The 16,187-nt window shown below is 69.9% G+C and carries 17 protein-coding genes; 7 read left to right on the top strand and 10 right to left on the bottom strand.

Features of this window, described 5'->3' with window-relative positions; translation table 11 throughout:
* Nucleotides 1-105: 105 nt before the first annotated feature.
* Nucleotides 106-963 carry an alpha/beta hydrolase gene (locus tag AB0M29_RS17810; RefSeq protein WP_365383500.1) on the bottom strand — a complete coding sequence of 286 codons (858 nt, stop codon included), beginning with the start codon at nt 961-963 and terminating at the stop codon, nt 106-108.
* 101 nt (nt 964-1,064) lie between these two features.
* Here AB0M29_RS17810 and AB0M29_RS17815 point away from each other — a divergent pair, with 101 nt between their 5' ends.
* The gene (locus AB0M29_RS17815; protein ID WP_365383502.1) at nt 1,065-1,472 is read left to right on the top strand and encodes a helix-turn-helix domain-containing protein; all 408 of its coding nucleotides are present in this window, start codon (nt 1,065-1,067) and stop codon (nt 1,470-1,472) included.
* 49 nt (nt 1,473-1,521) lie between these two features.
* On the opposite strand, the gene AB0M29_RS17820 is transcribed toward AB0M29_RS17815, so the two are convergent.
* From AB0M29_RS17820 to AB0M29_RS17835, 4 genes are all read right to left on the bottom strand, one after another.
* Nucleotides 1,522-2,166 carry a hypothetical protein gene (locus AB0M29_RS17820; RefSeq protein WP_365383503.1) on the bottom strand — a complete coding sequence of 215 codons (645 nt, stop codon included), beginning with the start codon at nt 2,164-2,166 and terminating at the stop codon, nt 1,522-1,524.
* A gap of 196 nt (nt 2,167-2,362) precedes the next feature.
* Nucleotides 2,363-3,388: a peptidase gene (locus tag AB0M29_RS17825; protein WP_365383505.1), complete on the bottom strand. Its 1,026-nt coding sequence runs from the start codon at nt 3,386-3,388 to the stop codon at nt 2,363-2,365.
* A 4-nt stretch (nt 3,389-3,392) separates the two neighbouring features.
* Nucleotides 3,393-3,908, bottom strand: coding sequence for a hypothetical protein (locus tag AB0M29_RS17830; RefSeq protein WP_365383507.1), 516 nt, complete (start codon nt 3,906-3,908; stop codon nt 3,393-3,395).
* Between the two features lie 275 nt (nt 3,909-4,183).
* Nucleotides 4,184-5,365: a glycosyltransferase family 39 protein gene (locus AB0M29_RS17835; protein WP_365383508.1), complete on the bottom strand. Its 1,182-nt coding sequence runs from the start codon at nt 5,363-5,365 to the stop codon at nt 4,184-4,186.
* Between the two features lie 188 nt (nt 5,366-5,553).
* On the opposite strand from AB0M29_RS17835, the gene AB0M29_RS17840 reads away from it, so the two are divergent.
* Nucleotides 5,554-6,141 carry a GNAT family protein gene (locus AB0M29_RS17840; RefSeq protein ID WP_365383510.1) on the top strand — a complete coding sequence of 196 codons (588 nt, stop codon included), beginning with the start codon at nt 5,554-5,556 and terminating at the stop codon, nt 6,139-6,141.
* Between the two features lie 35 nt (nt 6,142-6,176).
* On the opposite strand, the gene AB0M29_RS17845 is transcribed toward AB0M29_RS17840, so the two are convergent.
* Nucleotides 6,177-6,962 (bottom strand): GNAT family N-acetyltransferase, encoded by a 786-nt coding sequence (locus tag AB0M29_RS17845; RefSeq protein ID WP_365383511.1) that lies wholly within the window; start codon nt 6,960-6,962, stop codon nt 6,177-6,179.
* Between the two features lie 162 nt (nt 6,963-7,124).
* The gene (locus tag AB0M29_RS17850) at nt 7,125-8,093 is read right to left on the bottom strand and encodes an SGNH/GDSL hydrolase family protein (RefSeq protein WP_365383513.1); all 969 of its coding nucleotides are present in this window, start codon (nt 8,091-8,093) and stop codon (nt 7,125-7,127) included.
* Between the two features lie 152 nt (nt 8,094-8,245).
* Between AB0M29_RS17850 and AB0M29_RS17855 the strand changes: the two genes are divergently transcribed.
* The 3 genes from AB0M29_RS17855 to AB0M29_RS17865 are packed head-to-tail and all read left to right on the top strand — an operon-like array spanning nt 8,246 to nt 9,853.
* The gene (locus AB0M29_RS17855) at nt 8,246-8,626 is read left to right on the top strand and encodes a metalloregulator ArsR/SmtB family transcription factor (protein ID WP_365383515.1); all 381 of its coding nucleotides are present in this window, start codon (nt 8,246-8,248) and stop codon (nt 8,624-8,626) included.
* Nucleotides 8,592-9,188, top strand: coding sequence for an SRPBCC family protein (locus AB0M29_RS17860; RefSeq protein ID WP_365383517.1), 597 nt, complete (start codon nt 8,592-8,594; stop codon nt 9,186-9,188). The genes AB0M29_RS17855 and AB0M29_RS17860 overlap by 35 nt, the downstream gene beginning before the upstream one ends.
* Nucleotides 9,188-9,853: a dihydrofolate reductase family protein gene (locus tag AB0M29_RS17865; RefSeq protein WP_365383518.1), complete on the top strand. Its 666-nt coding sequence runs from the start codon at nt 9,188-9,190 to the stop codon at nt 9,851-9,853. The genes AB0M29_RS17860 and AB0M29_RS17865 overlap by 1 nt, the downstream gene beginning before the upstream one ends.
* Nucleotides 9,854-9,930: 77 nt before the next feature.
* Here the strand turns inward: AB0M29_RS17865 and AB0M29_RS17870 are convergent, their stop codons facing one another.
* Entirely contained in the window at nt 9,931-10,383 is a 453-nt protein-coding gene (locus tag AB0M29_RS17870) for a nucleoside deaminase (protein WP_365383520.1), read from the bottom strand.
* Nucleotides 10,380-11,192, bottom strand: a complete 813-nt coding sequence (locus tag AB0M29_RS17875) for an LLM class flavin-dependent oxidoreductase (protein WP_365383522.1) — start codon at nt 11,190-11,192, stop codon at nt 10,380-10,382. Before AB0M29_RS17875 ends, AB0M29_RS17870 begins: the two co-directional genes overlap by 4 nt.
* 93 nt (nt 11,193-11,285) lie before the next feature.
* Between AB0M29_RS17875 and AB0M29_RS17880 the strand changes: the two genes are divergently transcribed.
* The gene (locus AB0M29_RS17880; protein WP_365383524.1) at nt 11,286-11,735 is read left to right on the top strand and encodes an Lrp/AsnC family transcriptional regulator; all 450 of its coding nucleotides are present in this window, start codon (nt 11,286-11,288) and stop codon (nt 11,733-11,735) included.
* Between the two features lie 115 nt (nt 11,736-11,850).
* On the opposite strand, the gene AB0M29_RS17885 is transcribed toward AB0M29_RS17880, so the two are convergent.
* A complete protein-coding gene (locus tag AB0M29_RS17885; RefSeq protein WP_365383526.1) occupies nt 11,851-13,215 on the bottom strand; it encodes a glycoside hydrolase family 27 protein in 1,365 nt (454 codons plus the stop codon).
* A gap of 247 nt (nt 13,216-13,462) precedes the next feature.
* On the opposite strand from AB0M29_RS17885, the gene AB0M29_RS17890 reads away from it, so the two are divergent.
* Nucleotides 13,463-15,841 (top strand): glycoside hydrolase family 95-like protein, encoded by a 2,379-nt coding sequence (locus AB0M29_RS17890; RefSeq protein WP_365383528.1) that lies wholly within the window; start codon nt 13,463-13,465, stop codon nt 15,839-15,841.
* Nucleotides 15,842-16,187 lie beyond the last annotated feature (346 nt).

Below are 16,187 nucleotides of genomic sequence, written 5' to 3' on the forward strand. Positions count from 1 at the left end.
GCACACGCCCAAGCCACACCAGCCCCTTCCGGCGGCGGCCCCAGCCCGCCCGCGTCACCTCGGCCCATGCGGTCGTTCCGCCGTGGTCCTTCTGCTCCGCTCCAGTCACTTCGGCAGATCGGCGGAGAGGAAGGGAGCGAGGAGCGCGAACAACGCGTCGGGGCGGTCGAGGGGGATGATGTGGCCGCAGTCCTGGAGATGGTGTCCGACCAGGTCATCGGCGAGGGGACGGAGTTGGCGTTCGAGCCCGGTGCCGACGGGGTGGGAGCCGACGGCCATGGTGGGCATGGTCAGCCGGGCCGTCGCGACGGCGTCCTGGATCTGCTGCGCGCTGGTGGGCAGGGCCCGGTAGTAGGAGAACGCGCAGCGCAGGGCCTCTTCCCCGGTGTACGCGTGGACGAAGGCCGCACGGATGTCGTCGGGTACTCCTCGCCCGAGCGTCCCCGAGTCGAGAAACCAGTCGATGTACGGGGCCTCGTTGCCCGCCAGGACGGTCTCGGCGAGGCCGGGGACGGCGTGGAAGCCGAACCACCACGGGGCGCCGCCCGCGACGACGTCCTCTGCTCCGGGCAGGCGGCCGAGCAGTGCCTCCATCACGACCAGGCGCCGGACGAGGCCGGGTCGGCGCAGCGCGAGCAGGACGGCGGGGGCGGTGCCCGCGTCGATGCCGACCACCGCTGCCGAGGGCTCGCCGAGTGCGTGGAGCAGCCCTTCGGCGTCGGCGGCGAGGGTGCCCGCGTCGTAACCCTCGACGGCACGTGCGCTGGCGCCGAAGCCTCGAAGGTCCGGGGCGATGACCCGGTACTGCCCGGCCAGTCGGCCCATGATGCCGCTCCAGAGCTGCCAGGTGTGCGGGAAGCCGTGCAGCAGGAGAACCGCGGGTCCGTCCCCGGCGATTGCGACATTGAGTTGGACGCCGTTCGTCGTGATGCGGCGCAGGTGGTGTGCGGTGGTGACGGGCATGACGGCGCCTCCCGGATGGTTACCATTGGTGACCACAAAACGATAGGTAACCGTCCAGCCGCTTCCTAGACGGCACTTTCAGGGAAGGTGGTGAGCCGCAGGTGACCACCCGAGGAGCCCCGGCCGCCGGTCGCGGGGTACGCGGCGATCTGTTCGATCCCCAGTGCCCGACGCGGCAGTTGCTGGACCGCATCGGTACGAAGTGGACGTCCATGGCCGTCAAGGCGCTCGCCGATGCCGCACCGGACGAGGTGCGCTTCGCGGAGCTGAGACGCCGGATGCCCGGTGTCTCGCAAAAGATGCTGTCCGTGACGCTGCGAAGCCTGACCCGCGACGGGCTGGTGTCGCGCCGGGTCGAACCGACCGTGCCGCCGCGGGTCTTCTACCGGCTCACCGGACTCGGGCTCTCCCTGGAAGCCGCGCTTGCGAGTCTGCGGACCTGGGCGGAGGAGCACATGCCCGAGATCGACCGCGCCAACGAAGCCGCCGCCCAGGAGACCGACAGCTGATGCCCGGATCCGCTACGAGATACGCGCCGACCTTCACCTGGCAGCGTGGTCAGTGGTCGTGCCGATCGCAGTGGTCATGACGCCCGTCGTGCCCGCCGCGGTCGTCGCCGTGGCGCTTGATCGTGGTGGTGTCGGTGGCAGTGTGGGTGGTGGTGTCACCGCCTCCGGTGACGGTGGCGGTGTTGGTGACCCGCGCACGGGCGGTGCAGGAGATGTCGACCTTCAAAGTGACGGGCGGGTAGCCGTGCCCGGCGGGCAGGACGTCACTGCGGGTACAGGTGAGGGTGGCCAGCGTGCAGTGCCAGCCTCTGCCGGTGATGCTGGCGGCCCGAAGACCGGTGGGGAGGGTGTCGTGGACGGTGACCGTGGTGCCGTTGGTGGGGGCGGCCGCGGTGGTGTTACCCACGGAGATGAGGTAAACGCCTTCCTCGCCCTGGGTGAAGGTGCCCGCGTGATGCTTGGCGATGGTCAGGGAGGGTTGGCGGACCGGAAGGACGGTGAAGGTGAGGCCGGTATTCGCGGCGCTGGCGCTGACGCCCGGGTCAGTGGCGGCGGTGCCACTGGGTTCGGTGAGGCTGGTGGTGGTGAAGGCGCCCATCACCGGCACCGTCTCGTCGTTGACGTAGCTGCGCTGGACCGTGGCGGTCGAGGCTGTGGCCACGACGATCGCCAGGACGGCCAGCCTGGCCAGCATGACCGTCCCCGTCCTGCGGGGCCGCGCCCTCGGCCTCAATCGAAACATGCCGCGCGAACCTCCTGTGCCGGAGCTTGCTGCAGCCCGCCCTTCCCCCTGCCTGAACAGCGACATCTCCACCTCCAAACCGTAGACAACAAGCCGTAGATACTCATCGTGACGAGATAGGTCGGAGCGCCGGCGCCGGCGCAAAGGGTCACCGGCGGCGCCGGAGGAACTTGGCGAGCGGAAGGCACAGAGCGGTGAGGACGAGGGCGGAAAGCGCGGTGACCCCCAGGGTGGAGAAGCGCCCTTGCTGGGCGGCCGACGCGACGACCGTTCCGGCGCTACCGGAAGTCGTCGGGAAGGTGACGGTGGCGCGCGCGGTGTGTTCGACCAGGCCGCTTCTGAGCGTGAGCGCCACGCTCCAGGGGCCGTCGGGCAGACGTGCGTCCAGCGGGACGACCGCCTCCGCCTGGTCGCCCGGAGCCAGTGTGGTGCCCGATTTGGCGGTCGGGAACGGTCCGGCGCGCAGTCCGGCCGGCCCGTCGGAGAGGGAGAGTGCCCCACTGATGTCCAGGGCGCGGCCCCCCGTGTTCCGGATCCGGGCGCGGACCTCGTCCTGCCCGTCGCGGGCTCGGGTTGGATAGAGCCGCTCGATCGTGAAGTCCGAGGGTGGCTCACCACCGGGACCCACGTCGATGTACATGCGGACGCCCACCCGGCCCAGCATCGTCAGAAAGTGCGACCGGTCCGTGCCCATGCCCGTCTGCGCCCAGATGACGCCGTACCGCTCCCCGGCGGCGGCGTCCCTGGGCACCCGGATGGTGGTGCGTACCCGCGCTGATTCGGAGGCCGCCAGCTCAAGGCCCGTCTTGTCGAGTGACGTCCAGCCGGTCAGCTCGTTGGGCGTACGCTGCGGCGCGAAGGTGAACTTGCCCTGGGCGATGGTGGCCGCCGCGGCGTAGACGTCGACGTGGACCGGTGTGGACGACTCGTTGGTGACCTCCACCCGCCGCTCGATGGTCGAGCCGGGCGCGAGGTGGTCGATGAGGTAGGCATGCGCCCTGGGATCCGCACGGCGGCTCTCCGGAGCGTCGAGCAGCTTGATACCGATGGTCCTGTCCCCCGCCGGGCCCTGGGGGGAGGACACCCCGGGCGCCCCCGCCGCCGGCATCACCCCGGCCGCCTGTACGAAGGCCAGCACGAGCAGGAGAACCCAGCAGCGGCGCGCGCCCTTCATTCCGTCAGGCAACGGATTGGGTCAGCGTTCCGGTGTAGTTCCCGCTGACGGCGCTGGCGGGCACGGCAACGCTGACGGTCGGGTTCCAGGTCGCGGTGTTGTCTCCGACACCGGAGGATCCGGTGACCACCGTCTGCGCGGAGTTGGTCAGCGTCACGGGTGTTCCGGTGGCGGTGATGGTACCGGTCGTCGTAATCGACCCGGGATCGTAGCCGGCGTCAGTGGCGGGGATCGTCGACGGACCGCTCGTGAAGTCCGTCTCCGCCGCGGTGACCGTCCAACTGGCCGAGGCGAGGGCGCGATTGTCGGTGACGGTCACGGGACCGAGCGCCCCGCTGATCGTGGTGCCGGGCGCTCCCGAACCGAGGGCGACGCTGACCGGTGCCGACAGCGTCAACGCACCGGACGTGACGGTGTACGTGACGGTGGTGGAGGGGTCGTCCGCCGCGACGGCGAGGCCCGGCTGGACCAGGACGAGAGCGGCGACTGCGGCCGCGACAGATAGGCTTCGTGCGCGCACGGTAACTCCCGAAGTAGCCGCGCCCGCCAGCGAACGTGCTGACCGACAGCGGACATGCTGGCTGACGCGACGCAGACAATCGGGTGCGGCCCGTCCACACAAGCCGACGCGCGCCGCACTCCCCCACACGAATGACGACGTTTCAGCCGGACCGAGGTACGGCCCGCCTCGCCGGCACCCTCGGATCACCTGGCCGCGATGACGGAGGGCGGCAGCGAACGGCAGCGCAAGCCGCGACCCCGTCCGGGTGCCAGGCGGCGGGCGGGTGGGGTCGGTCACGGCGGTCCCGTCCCGTTCAGCCAGAACGCACCGTAGAGGGCTGACGACGCGGCCAGCGCGGCGACCAGGGTGATCGAGTGACGGGGTCTGGCTCTGGCCAGCCTGACAGCCGGCGGGATGAGGAGGCTGAACGCGGGAAGCAGCAGACGCGGTTTGGACCCGAAGTATCCGGACGCCCCCAGGGCCAGGACCACGACCGTGCCGGCGTAGACCTGGACGGTCAACGGAAGCCGGAGTGAGAATCCGCGCCAATAGGCGGCGACGACCACGGCGACCCCCGCGATCAGGAGGAGACCACCGATCGCCCCCGGACCGCGGAGGAGGCGCCCCAGGAACACGGCGAACGCGACCCCTCCGTCAAAGCCGACGCCCCATGCTCGCTGGACGTCCATATAGCCCAACACGCCGTCGTGCCCGTGCCGGCCGACCCAGATCGGGTATGCCATCAGGCCCATCACCGCGATCAGTGCGCCGACGAGCCGCCGGATCTGCTGCTGAGCGGAGACCCGGGAGCTTCGCAGGGACTGCCCGCATGCCCCGACCACCACCGCCAGCACCACAGCGACCCCGACGGGGCGGGTCAACCCGGCCGCGGCCGCGAGCGCTCCTGCCGCTACCCAGCGTTCCTTGGCAGCCAACACCAGGGTCCAGGCCGCCAGGGCGGTGAAGAGCGCTTCGCTGTAGGCCATCGACTGCACGATGCCCACCGGGACGGCCGCCCACAGCACTACGGCAAACGCCGCGGTCCTCTCCCCCGTTGCCTCCCGGACCGCCTCGTACACTCCCGCCGCGGCACAGAGGGACGCCATCGCGCTGACCATCAGTCCCGCCGTCGGCAGGGAGACGGACGTCGCCACGGACACGGCGTGTTCCGCCCAAGGGAAGAAGGGATAGAAGGCCCGATCTGAAAGAACCCGGCCGTCCGGTGCCGTCAGCGTGAAGTCGTAGCCCCACTGAGTGACACGTACGTACCACAAGGAATCCCAGCGTCTCGACAGCAGGACGTCGGCGCTCTTCCCGGTCGTGGTCGACCAGATGGACAGCACCACTACGCCCAGAATCCGCACGGCGGCAAAGCACAGGAGGGCACGGAGCAGTAGGTGATTCCTGCCCGGTTCCGGCCCACCCTTCTTGGCCCTTGTGTCGTGGGGCGCTACATCCCGCCTCTTGTCGGCCATGAGTCCTCGGGTCAGACAGGTCACGCATGTCAAGCGATGTCACAACACCGGGTTCCCGGCCATCTGCCTGTGTTCCCCCGTCGCGCCATTCCGTCGCGGCTCGTCGAAAAAACGACTCGTTCGGCACGCATGTCGACGCCCCGAAAACGGATGGCCGGGGGCGGGCGTGACGCGGCAGGATGCCCCGCATGACGCTGCCCACCCCCGAGCTGCACACCGCCCGCCTGCGCCTGCGGCCCTTCACCGACGCCGACGCGGCGCCGCTCTACGCGCTGCAGAGCAGCGCCCACGTGCTGCGCTACTGGGACTCCCCGCCGTGGGCCGAACCCGCCCGCGCCCAGCGCTTCATCGCGGCCTGCCGGACCATGGAGGAGGAAGGCACGGGAGCGCGGGTCGCCGTCGACCGCGTATCCGACGGCACGTTCATCGGATGGTGCGGCCTGACCAACTGGAACCCGGACTTCCGCAGCGCTTCCCTGGGCTACGTCTTCGACGCGGCCGCGTGGGGCCACGGCTACGCCACGGAGACCGCGCACGCCGTCCTACGATGGGCGTTCGACACCCTGGACCTGAACCGCGTCCAATCCGAGACCGACACCCGCAACGCGGCGTCCGCCCGGGTCCTGCGGAAGCTCGGCTTCGTCCGCGAAGGCACCCTCCGCGAGGACTGCGTCGTCAACGGCGACGTCTCCGACTCCTGGGTCTTCGGCCTACTCCGCCGCGAGTGGCACGCGACAGACCCGTTCCTGCCGGCCGGCCGCCAGGAAGGACCCTGACCGCCCGGGGAAACGCAGGCGGGTGCCCGCCTACGTCACGGGACCGACGGCGGCGAGTACAGCACCACCTCGCTCACCCCCACGAACCCCAGCCGGGTGTAGACGGGCTCCCCCTGGCTGCTGGCCTGCAGCGTGCAGACGGACATCCCGTGTTCCCGACCGATCTCCATCGCGGCTGCGGTGAGCGCCGCACCGATGCCGCGTTCGCGGTAGGCGGGGTCGGTGCCGATCCAGTAGAGCCCGGCTACGCCATTGCTGACGAGTACCGCCGACGTGGCCACCGCATGTCCGTCGATTCGCCCCACAAGTCGGATGAGACGACCGAGGTCGGTGCGTAGACCGGCTTCGGTGTCGATGACCGCATCCCGCAGGTCGGGGCCGATACCGAAGGACGACGCGTAGGCATCGACGTAGTCCGCCAGGTGCTCGGAGGTATCGACGCGCTCGACGGTGAGGCCGGCCGGGACAGGCGGCTCGGGCACCTTGTCGAGCCCAGCAGCCATGATCGGCATGCTGCCGACTCGGGCGTAGCCCCGTCCCTCCAGTACATGTGCCACGCCGGGATCGCTGTCCGGTCCTATCCACCAACGCCACGGCACACCGCTCAACTGCTTCTCCGCCTCCGCGGCCGCGTCTTCCACAGCGCACCCGTGCACCCTCAGCACGCCGTTGAGCAGCCTGTGCGGGAGGCCACTGCGGTAGACGGCGTGGTCGGCGTCGAGTCCGCTCGAACTGCCCCAGGCGAGCCAGTGAGCTCGGAGGTTGACCATCTGCGGAAGGAGCTCATGGATCGACGTAGCGACCGGTTCGGCGGATCTCATGCCAGGAGTGTAATGAACTCCCGTTGACCGTCGGCGAGTTGCCTGATGAGTAAAGCCGGACTGCGGCGGGATCCGAGGTGGATCGCGGAGCTGGCCCCAGGCTGGTGCCGGGGGCAGCTCCGCGGTGGGGGTCGTCTGCTGGGTGCCGGGTGTGGGGTCGGCTCAGCTGAGGGTGTTCAGCATTGCTTCTTCGACGTGGTCGGCGGCGTTGCGGTGGCCGAGGGCGTTGGGGTGTACGAAGGACAGCTGGTCGGGGAGGGTGACGAAGCCTTCGACCCACTTGGCGTCGTCGCAGACGCTGTGCTTCTGCGACGAGGTGTAGAGGTCGACGTAACTGGCGGCGTCCTGGGTTCCGGTCGAGTCCTCGATCGTCTTGTTGAGGGGTTCCAGGACGTCGGTGCGCAGCCAGGCCAGGTCGCCCTGAGTGATCGTGCCGAACTTCGTCAGGTCGCCGTAGCCGCACTTGGAGGTGTCGTTGGGAATGACCGTGGGGTAGCCGACGGCCAGGATCTTCGCCTTCGGGGCGCGCTCGTGGAGCACGGTGAGCATCCGGTCGTATTCGTCGCGGACGGTCGTCAGCCGGGAGGGGACGTCGGCGCCCAGGGCGTCCTTGCACGGAGTGCCCTTGCCGTCGTTTTCCCCGCCGAGCTGCATGCACTTGGTGAGGAACTCGTCGAAGCCGAGGGTGTTTCCGCCCACCCCGACGGTGATGACGTTGGTGTCCGCGCCCACCGCCTCGGACTGAGGGGGCACGGCGGGGAAGGGGTAGTCCGGGTCCTCGGAGAAGGGTGGCAGGTGGCGGCCGATCGGGTTCTGGGGGGTGTCGGTGACGTTCGCGATAGTGGCGGCGCCGCAGCTGACGTTGGTCAGGTCGAAGAGCCCGCCGAGGTCGCGGTCGATGACCTGGGGGTAGGAGCGGTCGGTGCGCTCGCAGCCGTCGCGCGGGACTTCGAAGGTGTCGCCCGCGGCCCGGATGACCCCGGCGGTGTAGGAGTCGCCCAGAGCAATCCACTGCTGCTGCTCCGCCGCGGCGGCGGGGTGCGCCCCGGCGAACTGCGCGGGGACGACGGCGCCAGCGGCGAGCGCCGCGGCCGAGCCGAGCAGGGCGAGTCGAGTACGGAAGCGTGACACGAATCCTCCATAGATGCGGTGTTAGCGTCTCCTCGACCTTATACGGAGTGTAATCGTTTGCACTCTATTGGTAACAGAGAGTCCCTCTTACGAGGTGTCGCCCGCGGACAGCCGACGTTGACGCATGCCGATATAGGCATATGATGGTGGCCATGGCACGAGCGGCGACGACCTCGGATGCGTTCAACGCGATCGCCGAGCCGCAGCGGCGGGAGATATTGGTGCTGCTGCGGGGCGGTGAGCGGCCGGTGACCGAGCTGGCACGGGATCTGGGGATGAGCCAGCCTCAGGCGTCCAAGCACCTGCGGGTGCTGCGGGAGGTCGGGCTGGTGCGGGTCCGCGGGGAGGGCAGGCAGCGGCTGTACGGGCTGGACGCCCGCGGGCTGCGGCCGGTCCACGAGTGGGCGGGCGGCTTCGAACAGTTCTGGAACGGCGCGTTCGACCGGCTGGAGGAGTACGTGCAGGGCTTGGCGCAGGAAGGGCAGGAGGAACCACCCGATGACGGCGACCAGCGGCAGCGGCGGCCGGCCTGACCGCGGGACCGCGGACCGCGAGATCGTCATCTCCCGGGCCATCGGCGCCCCCAGACATCTGGTGTTCGAGGCGTTCACTGAAGTGCGGCACCTGTCGCAGTGGTGGGGACCGGACGGGTTCACCACCACCACGCGGTCCTTCGAGTTCCGCGCCGGCGGGGTGTGGGCATTCGTGATGCACGGGCCGGACGGGACCGACTACCAGGAGTGGATCACCTTCATCGAGATCGTCCCGCCCGAGCGGATCGCGCTGGTGCACGGCGAGTCCGGAGACGACCCCAACGCCTTCACCTCGGTCCTCACCTTCGCGCCCGAAGGCGCCCGGACCCGGGTCGTGATGCGCACGGTGTTCCCCACCGCTGAACTGCGCGAGGAGGCGGTGGCCAAGTACCACGCGGTCGAGGGCGGCGAGCAGACGCTGAGCAACCTGGCCTCGTACGTCACCGCTCTCGCCGCCGGAGCCGACCCGGACCAGGACGCCGCCGCCGAGGCCGCGCCGGACGGGAACACCGCGAATGGAAACACCACGGACGGAAGCACATCCAAGGGAGCGCAGGACTGATGGCCGGAAAAGTGTTCTTCAGCGTGACGATGTCGCTCGACGGCTTCATGGCCCCGGAGCCGATGCCCGTCGAGGACGTCTTCTCACCCCAGGGCCAGAGCGACCCCCGCGTCCAGCACTGGATGGCGAAATGGTCGCGACTGCAGGCCTGGATCTTCCCGCAGCGGTTTTTCCGGGAGAACCTCAAACTCGGCGAGGGCGGCGAGGAGGGCACCGACAACGACATCGCCCGCGCGACGTACGAGCGCACCGGCGTGAGCATCATGGGCAAGCGCATGTTCGACGCCGGCGAGCTGGCATGGCCGGACGACGCGCCGTTCCACACCCCGGTGTTCGTCCTCACTCACACCGGCCGCGAGCCGTGGGAGCGGCCCGGCGGCACCACCTTCCACTTCGTCAACGACGGCATCGCCAGCGCGCTGGACCAGGCCCGCAAAGTTGCGGGCGACCGCGACATCCGCATCGCCGGCGGCGCCGACACCATCCAGCAGTACCTCGACGCCGGCCTGGTCGACGAGTTCTCCCTCACCCTCGCACCCGTCCTCTTCGGCACCGGCATCCGCCTGTTCGACCACCTCGACCCCGACGGCATCACCCTGACCCAGACCCGCACCGCCGCGTCCTCCCGGGTCACCCACCTGACCTACACCGTCGGCGAACGCTAACCCGCACCAACGGCCACCGGTGGTCTGGTGCAGGACTTACCCGGGCCGCCCCGCCGGTCACGCGTCCACGCGCGCGGTCACGTACCGGTCGGTGGGCCCGGCCGGTAGTAGCTGTTGATGGGTGCGCGTGCCTCGTCGAACAGGGCCGGGCCGTCGTGCGTCACTGAGGGCCACTGGCCGGACTCCGGGTTGAGTTCGACGAGTTGCTCGGTGGAGAGCGCGTATACGACGCGGCCGATGCCGGAGCGGAGGATGCCGCCGCCGCACATGCCGCACGGCTGGCAGCTCGTGTACAGGGTGGTACGGGCGGCCGTTTCCGCGTCCAGCTCGCGGGCCGCCCAGCGGGCCAGCTTCAGCTCCGGATGGGCCGTGATGTCGGCGTCCCGGCGGACCGTGTTGTGCGCCTCGGCGAGGATCGCCCCGTCCGGCCCGGCCAGCAGCGACCCGTACGGCGCGTCGCCGAGGTCCACCGCGCGCGCCGCGATACCGATGGCCTGCCGCAGCAGCGCCTCGTCAGCAGGGGTGATCACGATGCCCTCACCCACTGCTCGGCCACCGCGGTGAGCGTGCGCCACGCGGCCTCGGGACGACGGGTCTCAGCCGGATCCCCGTCATACGGGTCGAGCACCACCGTCTGGGCGCCGAGCCCGCGAAGCTCCGTCAGATCACCCACGATCTGCCGCATGTCGCCGACACCGGCCGCCCGTTCGACTTCCTCGACCGGAGCGTCGGTGAGCCGCAGCGCGATCCGCGGCGCGAACCCCGGCAGCGCGTTGTCCGCGAGCACCGACCGCATCCGCGACACCGGAAGCCTCAGCGGATGCCAGGCATCGCCGAACCTGACCGCGCGCCGGATCGCCGCCGCACTGTGCCCGCCGACCCACAGCGCAGGCGGAGCCTGGTCCTCGGCCTTCCACACGTGCCGCATCACTTCCAGGTACTCGTCGGTCAGCCGGCCCCGCGCGCCGAACGATACCCCGAGCGCGTCGAACTCCTGCCGCGCCCACCCGACCCCCACTCCGAGCACGAACCGCCCACCGCTGAGCCGTTGCAAGGTGCTTGCCATCCGCGCCGCCAGCAGCGGATGACGGTACGGCAGCACCAACACGGTCGTTCCCAGCCGCAGTTGGTCACCGCCGATCCCGGCCAGCCAGGACAGCGTGGTGAACGGGTCGTAGAACGGCTCTGGATACCGCTGCGCCACATCAGGGGTGACGGCCACATGGTCCGACACCATCAGCAGATCGAACCCGAGGCCCGCCACAACCCGCGTCCACTCACGCAGCACGCCCGGGTCGGTCCCCGGCCCAAAATTCGGTACGTTGACACCAAGTTGCATACCCCGAGGTTATTGCGGTGATCACCGAGGAGGGAACCCAACCCTCCCGGTAATTCCAGCCTTCCACAGGGAATCTCCCGGTAATCTCGCGCCATGACCGTGAACCTCGACCACATCGACTGGGCGATCATCGAGCAGCTCCAGCAGGAGGCCCGCATCTCCCTCAGCGAGCTGGGGCGCCGCGTCAGCCTCAGCCAGTCGGCCACCACCGAGCGGGTACGAAATCTGGAATCGCTGGGCGTCATCACCGGGTACCACGCCACCGTGGACCTGGCCAAGGTCGGCTACCCGGTACTCGCCGTCGTCCGCCTGAAGTACCCCGGCAACCGCCACCAGCCACTGCACCACCTCCTCACCGAACGCCACGAAATCCTGGAGTGCCTGCGCACCACCGGCGACGACTGCTACACCCTGAAGGTGGCCGCGACCTCCATGGAGCACCTGGAAACGCTCATCGACGAACTGGCCGCCTTCGGCAGCACGACCACAAGCGTCGTCTACAGCCGCACCCTGCCCCACCGCGGACCCAAGCAGCCCTCCTGACCAACGGCAACGGGCCAGCTGGCGCATTGTCAGGTTCGCGCGCCACTAGAGGCACCCCCCGTGAAAGCAGGTCACCGGCCGACAGGGAACGAAGTCGCACCCCCGAGAGCCGCCGTCAGTGCACGTGGACCCGCAGCAGCCGGGAGCCGTGGGCGGGCAGGGTCGCGGTGATCGCGTCGGTGAGGTCGCCGAGGTTCTGGTGGGTCCACAGGTCGCGGGCCCAGCCGTGGTGGCCGGTGGCGCCGAGGTCGCTCCAGGCGGCGGTGACCGTGGCCGGGGTGGCCGACAGGTTGAACAGGGCGACGGTGTAGCTGCCGTCGGTGTTCCGGCTCGACCAGACCTGCTGCGGGGTCGCCTGGGAGACCGGGCGGGCGGGGTGCCCGGCCCGGTCGACCGCGATCACCTCGTCGTTGGTGAGCAGCTTCAGGTCGTCGGGGTCGAGGTGGGTGAGGTCGGTGCCGAGCAGCAGCGGGGACGCGGAGATGGCCCACAGGGTCATCGCGGTCTGCCGTTCGTCGGGGGTGAGGCCGTCGTTGACGCCGTTGCCGACTTCCAGCGAGTCCAGGTCGTTCCAGCCGCCGCGGCTGCCGTACGCCGCCCACTGCGGGGCGTCGGCGAACCGCTTGGCCACGTGTGTCCAGTCGGTGAGGCCGACGGTGGTGCAGTGGTAGCACTCGATGTCGCCCTCGATCCGCCAGCCGTTGCTGTCGGCTTTCCACAGCGGGGCGTTGGCGAGGCTGAGGGAGTTGGACAGCTCCAGGTTGACCGGGTGGCGGGTGTGCTGCAGCGCCTCGTGCCAGGCCGCCATGTCGGGGCGGTCGTCGGCCGGCACGAGGCCGCCGCCGGGTCCCACGAAGTCCATCTTGATGTAGTCCACACCCCAGGACGCGAGCAGGTCCGCGTAGCCCTGGACGTAACTCTGCGCGCCCGGCTTGCTGAAGTCGATGCGCCAGGAGTCGTTGTGGGTGTTGCCCGGCTGGGTCGTGTCCGCGATGTCGGCGAGGTGGTACGGGGTGCCCGCGATCGGCAGGTCGGCGGCGACGGCGGCCTTGGGGATGCCGGGGGTGAGGTAGATGCCGAACTTCAGGCCGAGGTGGTGCAGATACGCGGCGACGGCGGGGATGCCGTCGGGGAAGGTCGTGGTGTTCCAGGCGTCGCGCCCGTACGCGTCCAGGTGGTCGCTCCAGCCGGCGTCGATGTTGACGTAGCGGTAGCCGTGCGCCTCCAGGCCGCTGGTGCGCATCGCGAGGCCCTGTGCCTCGATGTTCTGCTCGGTGGGCTTGCTGCGCAGGAAGCTCCAACTGCTCCACCCCATGGGCGGGGTGAAGGCGGTGCGGATGACCGGGGCGTGAGACGCGGCCGCGGTGCTGCTCGCCGCGCCGGCCGTCGCGCTAGCCGTCGCGCTGGTGCTCGCCGTCACGCCGATCGCCGCGGCCGCGAGCACCAGCGCGGAGATCAGCGGGCTCTTGGTCAGGTGCATGGTGCGCTCCTCGGAGAGGGAGTTCCGGTCGCTGAAGAAGATTCACCATCGTGAACAGTGCCACGGCATGGAGGTGTACACCTCATACCTGCACCCGGTCAACAGATTGATCCGATGACTGCACTTATCCAAGGAGTCTCTGCGCACCTCCTTGACTGCCCCCCTCGCACCGGCCTAGCGTCCGCATGCCGATAGGTAGGATGAGTGTGTGTATACGTGAACTTTGGCCAGGTATACAGGAGGCGTGATGCGCGGCAGGACGGAAGTTTCCCGGCGTACGGTGCTGGGCGGAGCCCTCGCCGGGGCTGCGGCAGGCGCCGGAGTGGCAGCGGCGGCCGGGACGGCGTCAGCCGCCACCGCACCGGCCCCCGGCAGCGGATCCGAGAGCGCCCCCGACGGCGTCGTCACCGGTTTCGGGGATCACCTCGGCAGCGACGACCGGCCATGGACCGAGATCCTCGCCGACTCCGACATGGTCTGGCAGAAGATGCCGAAGACGTGGCAGGAGGGCCCCTACCTCGGCAACGGCTTCCTCGGCTCCGGGATCTACGCGGAGCCGGGCGCGAACGCCATCCGTTTCAACGTCCAGCACAGCGAAGTACAGGACCACCGGCCCGAGTTCGGCTCCATCTTCGGCCTGGCCCGGCTGCCCATCGGGTACTTCACACTGGAGCCGGTCGGCGCCATCACCGCGGTGGACTGGCGCCTCGACCTGTGGAACAGCGAGCTGACCGGGACCGTCACCACCGCCGCGGGCAGCCTGACGCTGCGGGCCGTCATCCACACCTCCCGCCCGGTGCTGGCCGTCGAGATCGTGCCCACCGCGGGCGAACGCGGCTACCGCTGGACCTTCCACCCCGCCGAGGCGATCAGCCCGCGCGCCGCGTTCAAGCCACTGCCCGCCGGCTACACCGCCAATCCGCCCGCGGTCGTGAGCACGCACGGCAAGGCCACCGCCGCCGTGCAGTCGCTGCTCTCCGGCGGTCAGCACGTCACCGCCTGGCAGGAGGTCACCCGCGGCCAGGCGCGCACCCTGTACGCCTCCGTCGCGCACTCCTTCCCCGGCACCGGCGCCACCGACGCGGCGCTGCGCGCGGTGGGCGCCGCGGCGCGGCAGCCGCTCGGCGCGCTCACCACCGACCACCGGGCGTGGTGGCACGCGTACTACCGCAAGTCGTTCCTCTCCATCCCGGACGCGCGGCTGCAGAGCTTCTACTGGATCCAGCTCTACAAGGTCGCCTCGGCCGCCCGCCGGGACGCGCCCGTGATGGCCACCACGGGCCCGTGGCTGGAACCCACCCCGTGGCCCGCGTCCTGGTGGAACCTCAACGTGCAGCTCGAATACTGGCTGATCCATGGCTCCAACCACCTGGAACTCGACGGCCTGACACGCTCGTTGAGCGAGTTCCGGGACAACATCAAGGCGCAGACCGCCCCCGCGTACCGCTCGGACTCGCTCGTCATGGCGCGGTCCAACGACATCACCCTCAGCCACGGCGCGGACGCCGGACCCGGTGGCACCGGCGGCGGCATCCCCGGCCAGGACCCGCCCACCCCCGAGGTCGGCAACCTCACCTGGGCACTGCACAATGTCTGGCTCTCCTACCGCCACACCATGGACGAGTCGATCCTGCGCGACGTCGTCTTCCCGCTGCTGCGGCAGTCGGTCAACTACTACCTGCACTTCCTGGAGCCCGGCAGCGACGGCAAACTGCACCTGCCGAAGACCTTCTCGCCCGAGTACGGCGTCGACACCCCCGACACCAACTACGACCTGGCGCTGATCCGTTGGGGCTGCACCACGCTGCTGGAGTCCGCCGGCACGCTGGGCGTCGACGACCCGCTGGCGCCGCGCTGGCGCGACGTACTGCTGCGTCTCGCGCCCGCACCGGTGGACGCCAACGGCTTCATGATCGGCGCGGGCCAGCCCTTCGCCATGTCCCACCGGCACTACTCCCACATGCTGTCGGTCTTCCCGCTCTACCTTGTCAACTGGGAGCAGCCGGAGAACCGCGACCTCATCAGGACCTCCGTCGACCACTGGATCAGCTTCAAGGGCGCGCTCCAGGGCTACAGTTACACCGGCGCCGCCTCCTTCGCCGCGCAGATGCTGGACGGCGACACCGCCGCCGGGTACCTCGCCGACCTGCTGCGCCTCTATGTGCAGCCGAACACCATGTACAAGGAGTCGGGGCCGGTCATCGAGACCCCGCTGTCGGCCGCGCAGTCGCTGCACGACATGGTCTGCCAGAGCTGGGGCGGCGTCATCCGGCTCTTCCCGGCGATCCCTTCCACCTGGAAGGACGTCGCCGTCCACGACTTCCGCACCCAGGGCGCCTTCCTGCTCAGCGCCTCCCGGCAGGGTGGCACCACGCGCTGGGCGCGTCTGCACAGCGAGGCTGGTGCGCCCTGTGTGGTCCGCACCGACATCGCGGGCCCCCTGGAGGTACGGGACAGCGAGGGACACGCCCTGCCCTGGACCGACCTGGGCGACGGCACCCTGCGCATCACCCTCCACCGCGGCCGGGACGCCTGGATCTACCCGCGCGGCACCCGCCCGCCGACCACCCTCGCCCCCGTCACCCCGAACGCACCCGCCGCACGCTGGGGCCTGCCGACGGCCTGACCCGACAAGATCAGCGAGAGATCCGGAAACACGCCCGGGCGGGGACTCCCACGGAGGGAGTCCCCGCCCGGGCGACTTTTTGTGGAGGCGCGAGGTCTACGGCCGCGCCCGCGACGTTGAGCACCAGGTGAGCACCGGCTGACCTGGTGAGTGGCCACCGCGTCGGCCCATCGTCTACCTCGTCGGGAACGCACCGAGAGGGCCCGGCCGCACGGCCCTCCTCCCCCAGCGCATCGAGCGGCGCCGGCACGTTCACAGTCAATTGCACGCGAGTAATCCTAGGCATGCATTACATGCACTTGAGGTTAATCAAGAGGCTCTATACCGTCGATACCACAGCGCCGAA

The sequence above is a fragment of the Streptomyces sp. NPDC051976 genome, assembly GCF_040680795.1.
Lineage (GTDB): Bacteria > Actinomycetota > Actinomycetes > Streptomycetales > Streptomycetaceae > Actinacidiphila.

What these genes read in the sequence shown, in the direction of transcription:
- AB0M29_RS17810 (WP_365383500.1), bottom strand. Translation starts at nt 963, where the DNA reads ATGCCCGTCACCACCGCACACCACCTGCGCCGCATCACGACGAACGGC.
- AB0M29_RS17820 (WP_365383503.1), bottom strand. Translation starts at nt 2,166, where the DNA reads ATGCTGGCCAGGCTGGCCGTCCTGGCGATCGTCGTGGCCACAGCCTCG.
- AB0M29_RS17825 (WP_365383505.1), bottom strand. Translation starts at nt 3,388, where the DNA reads ATGAAGGGCGCGCGCCGCTGCTGGGTTCTCCTGCTCGTGCTGGCCTTC.
- AB0M29_RS17835 (WP_365383508.1), bottom strand. Translation starts at nt 5,365, where the DNA reads ATGGCCGACAAGAGGCGGGATGTAGCGCCCCACGACACAAGGGCCAAG.
- AB0M29_RS17840 (WP_365383510.1), top strand. Translation starts at nt 5,554, where the DNA reads ATGACGCTGCCCACCCCCGAGCTGCACACCGCCCGCCTGCGCCTGCGG.
- AB0M29_RS17845 (WP_365383511.1), bottom strand. Translation starts at nt 6,962, where the DNA reads ATGAGATCCGCCGAACCGGTCGCTACGTCGATCCATGAGCTCCTTCCG.
- AB0M29_RS17855 (WP_365383515.1), top strand. Translation starts at nt 8,246, where the DNA reads ATGGCACGAGCGGCGACGACCTCGGATGCGTTCAACGCGATCGCCGAG.
- AB0M29_RS17860 (WP_365383517.1), top strand. Translation starts at nt 8,592, where the DNA reads ATGACGGCGACCAGCGGCAGCGGCGGCCGGCCTGACCGCGGGACCGCG.
- AB0M29_RS17865 (WP_365383518.1), top strand. Translation starts at nt 9,188, where the DNA reads ATGGCCGGAAAAGTGTTCTTCAGCGTGACGATGTCGCTCGACGGCTTC.
- AB0M29_RS17875 (WP_365383522.1), bottom strand. Translation starts at nt 11,192, where the DNA reads ATGCAACTTGGTGTCAACGTACCGAATTTTGGGCCGGGGACCGACCCG.
- AB0M29_RS17880 (WP_365383524.1), top strand. Translation starts at nt 11,286, where the DNA reads ATGACCGTGAACCTCGACCACATCGACTGGGCGATCATCGAGCAGCTC.
- AB0M29_RS17885 (WP_365383526.1), bottom strand. Translation starts at nt 13,215, where the DNA reads ATGCACCTGACCAAGAGCCCGCTGATCTCCGCGCTGGTGCTCGCGGCC.
- AB0M29_RS17890 (WP_365383528.1), top strand. Translation starts at nt 13,463, where the DNA reads ATGCGCGGCAGGACGGAAGTTTCCCGGCGTACGGTGCTGGGCGGAGCC.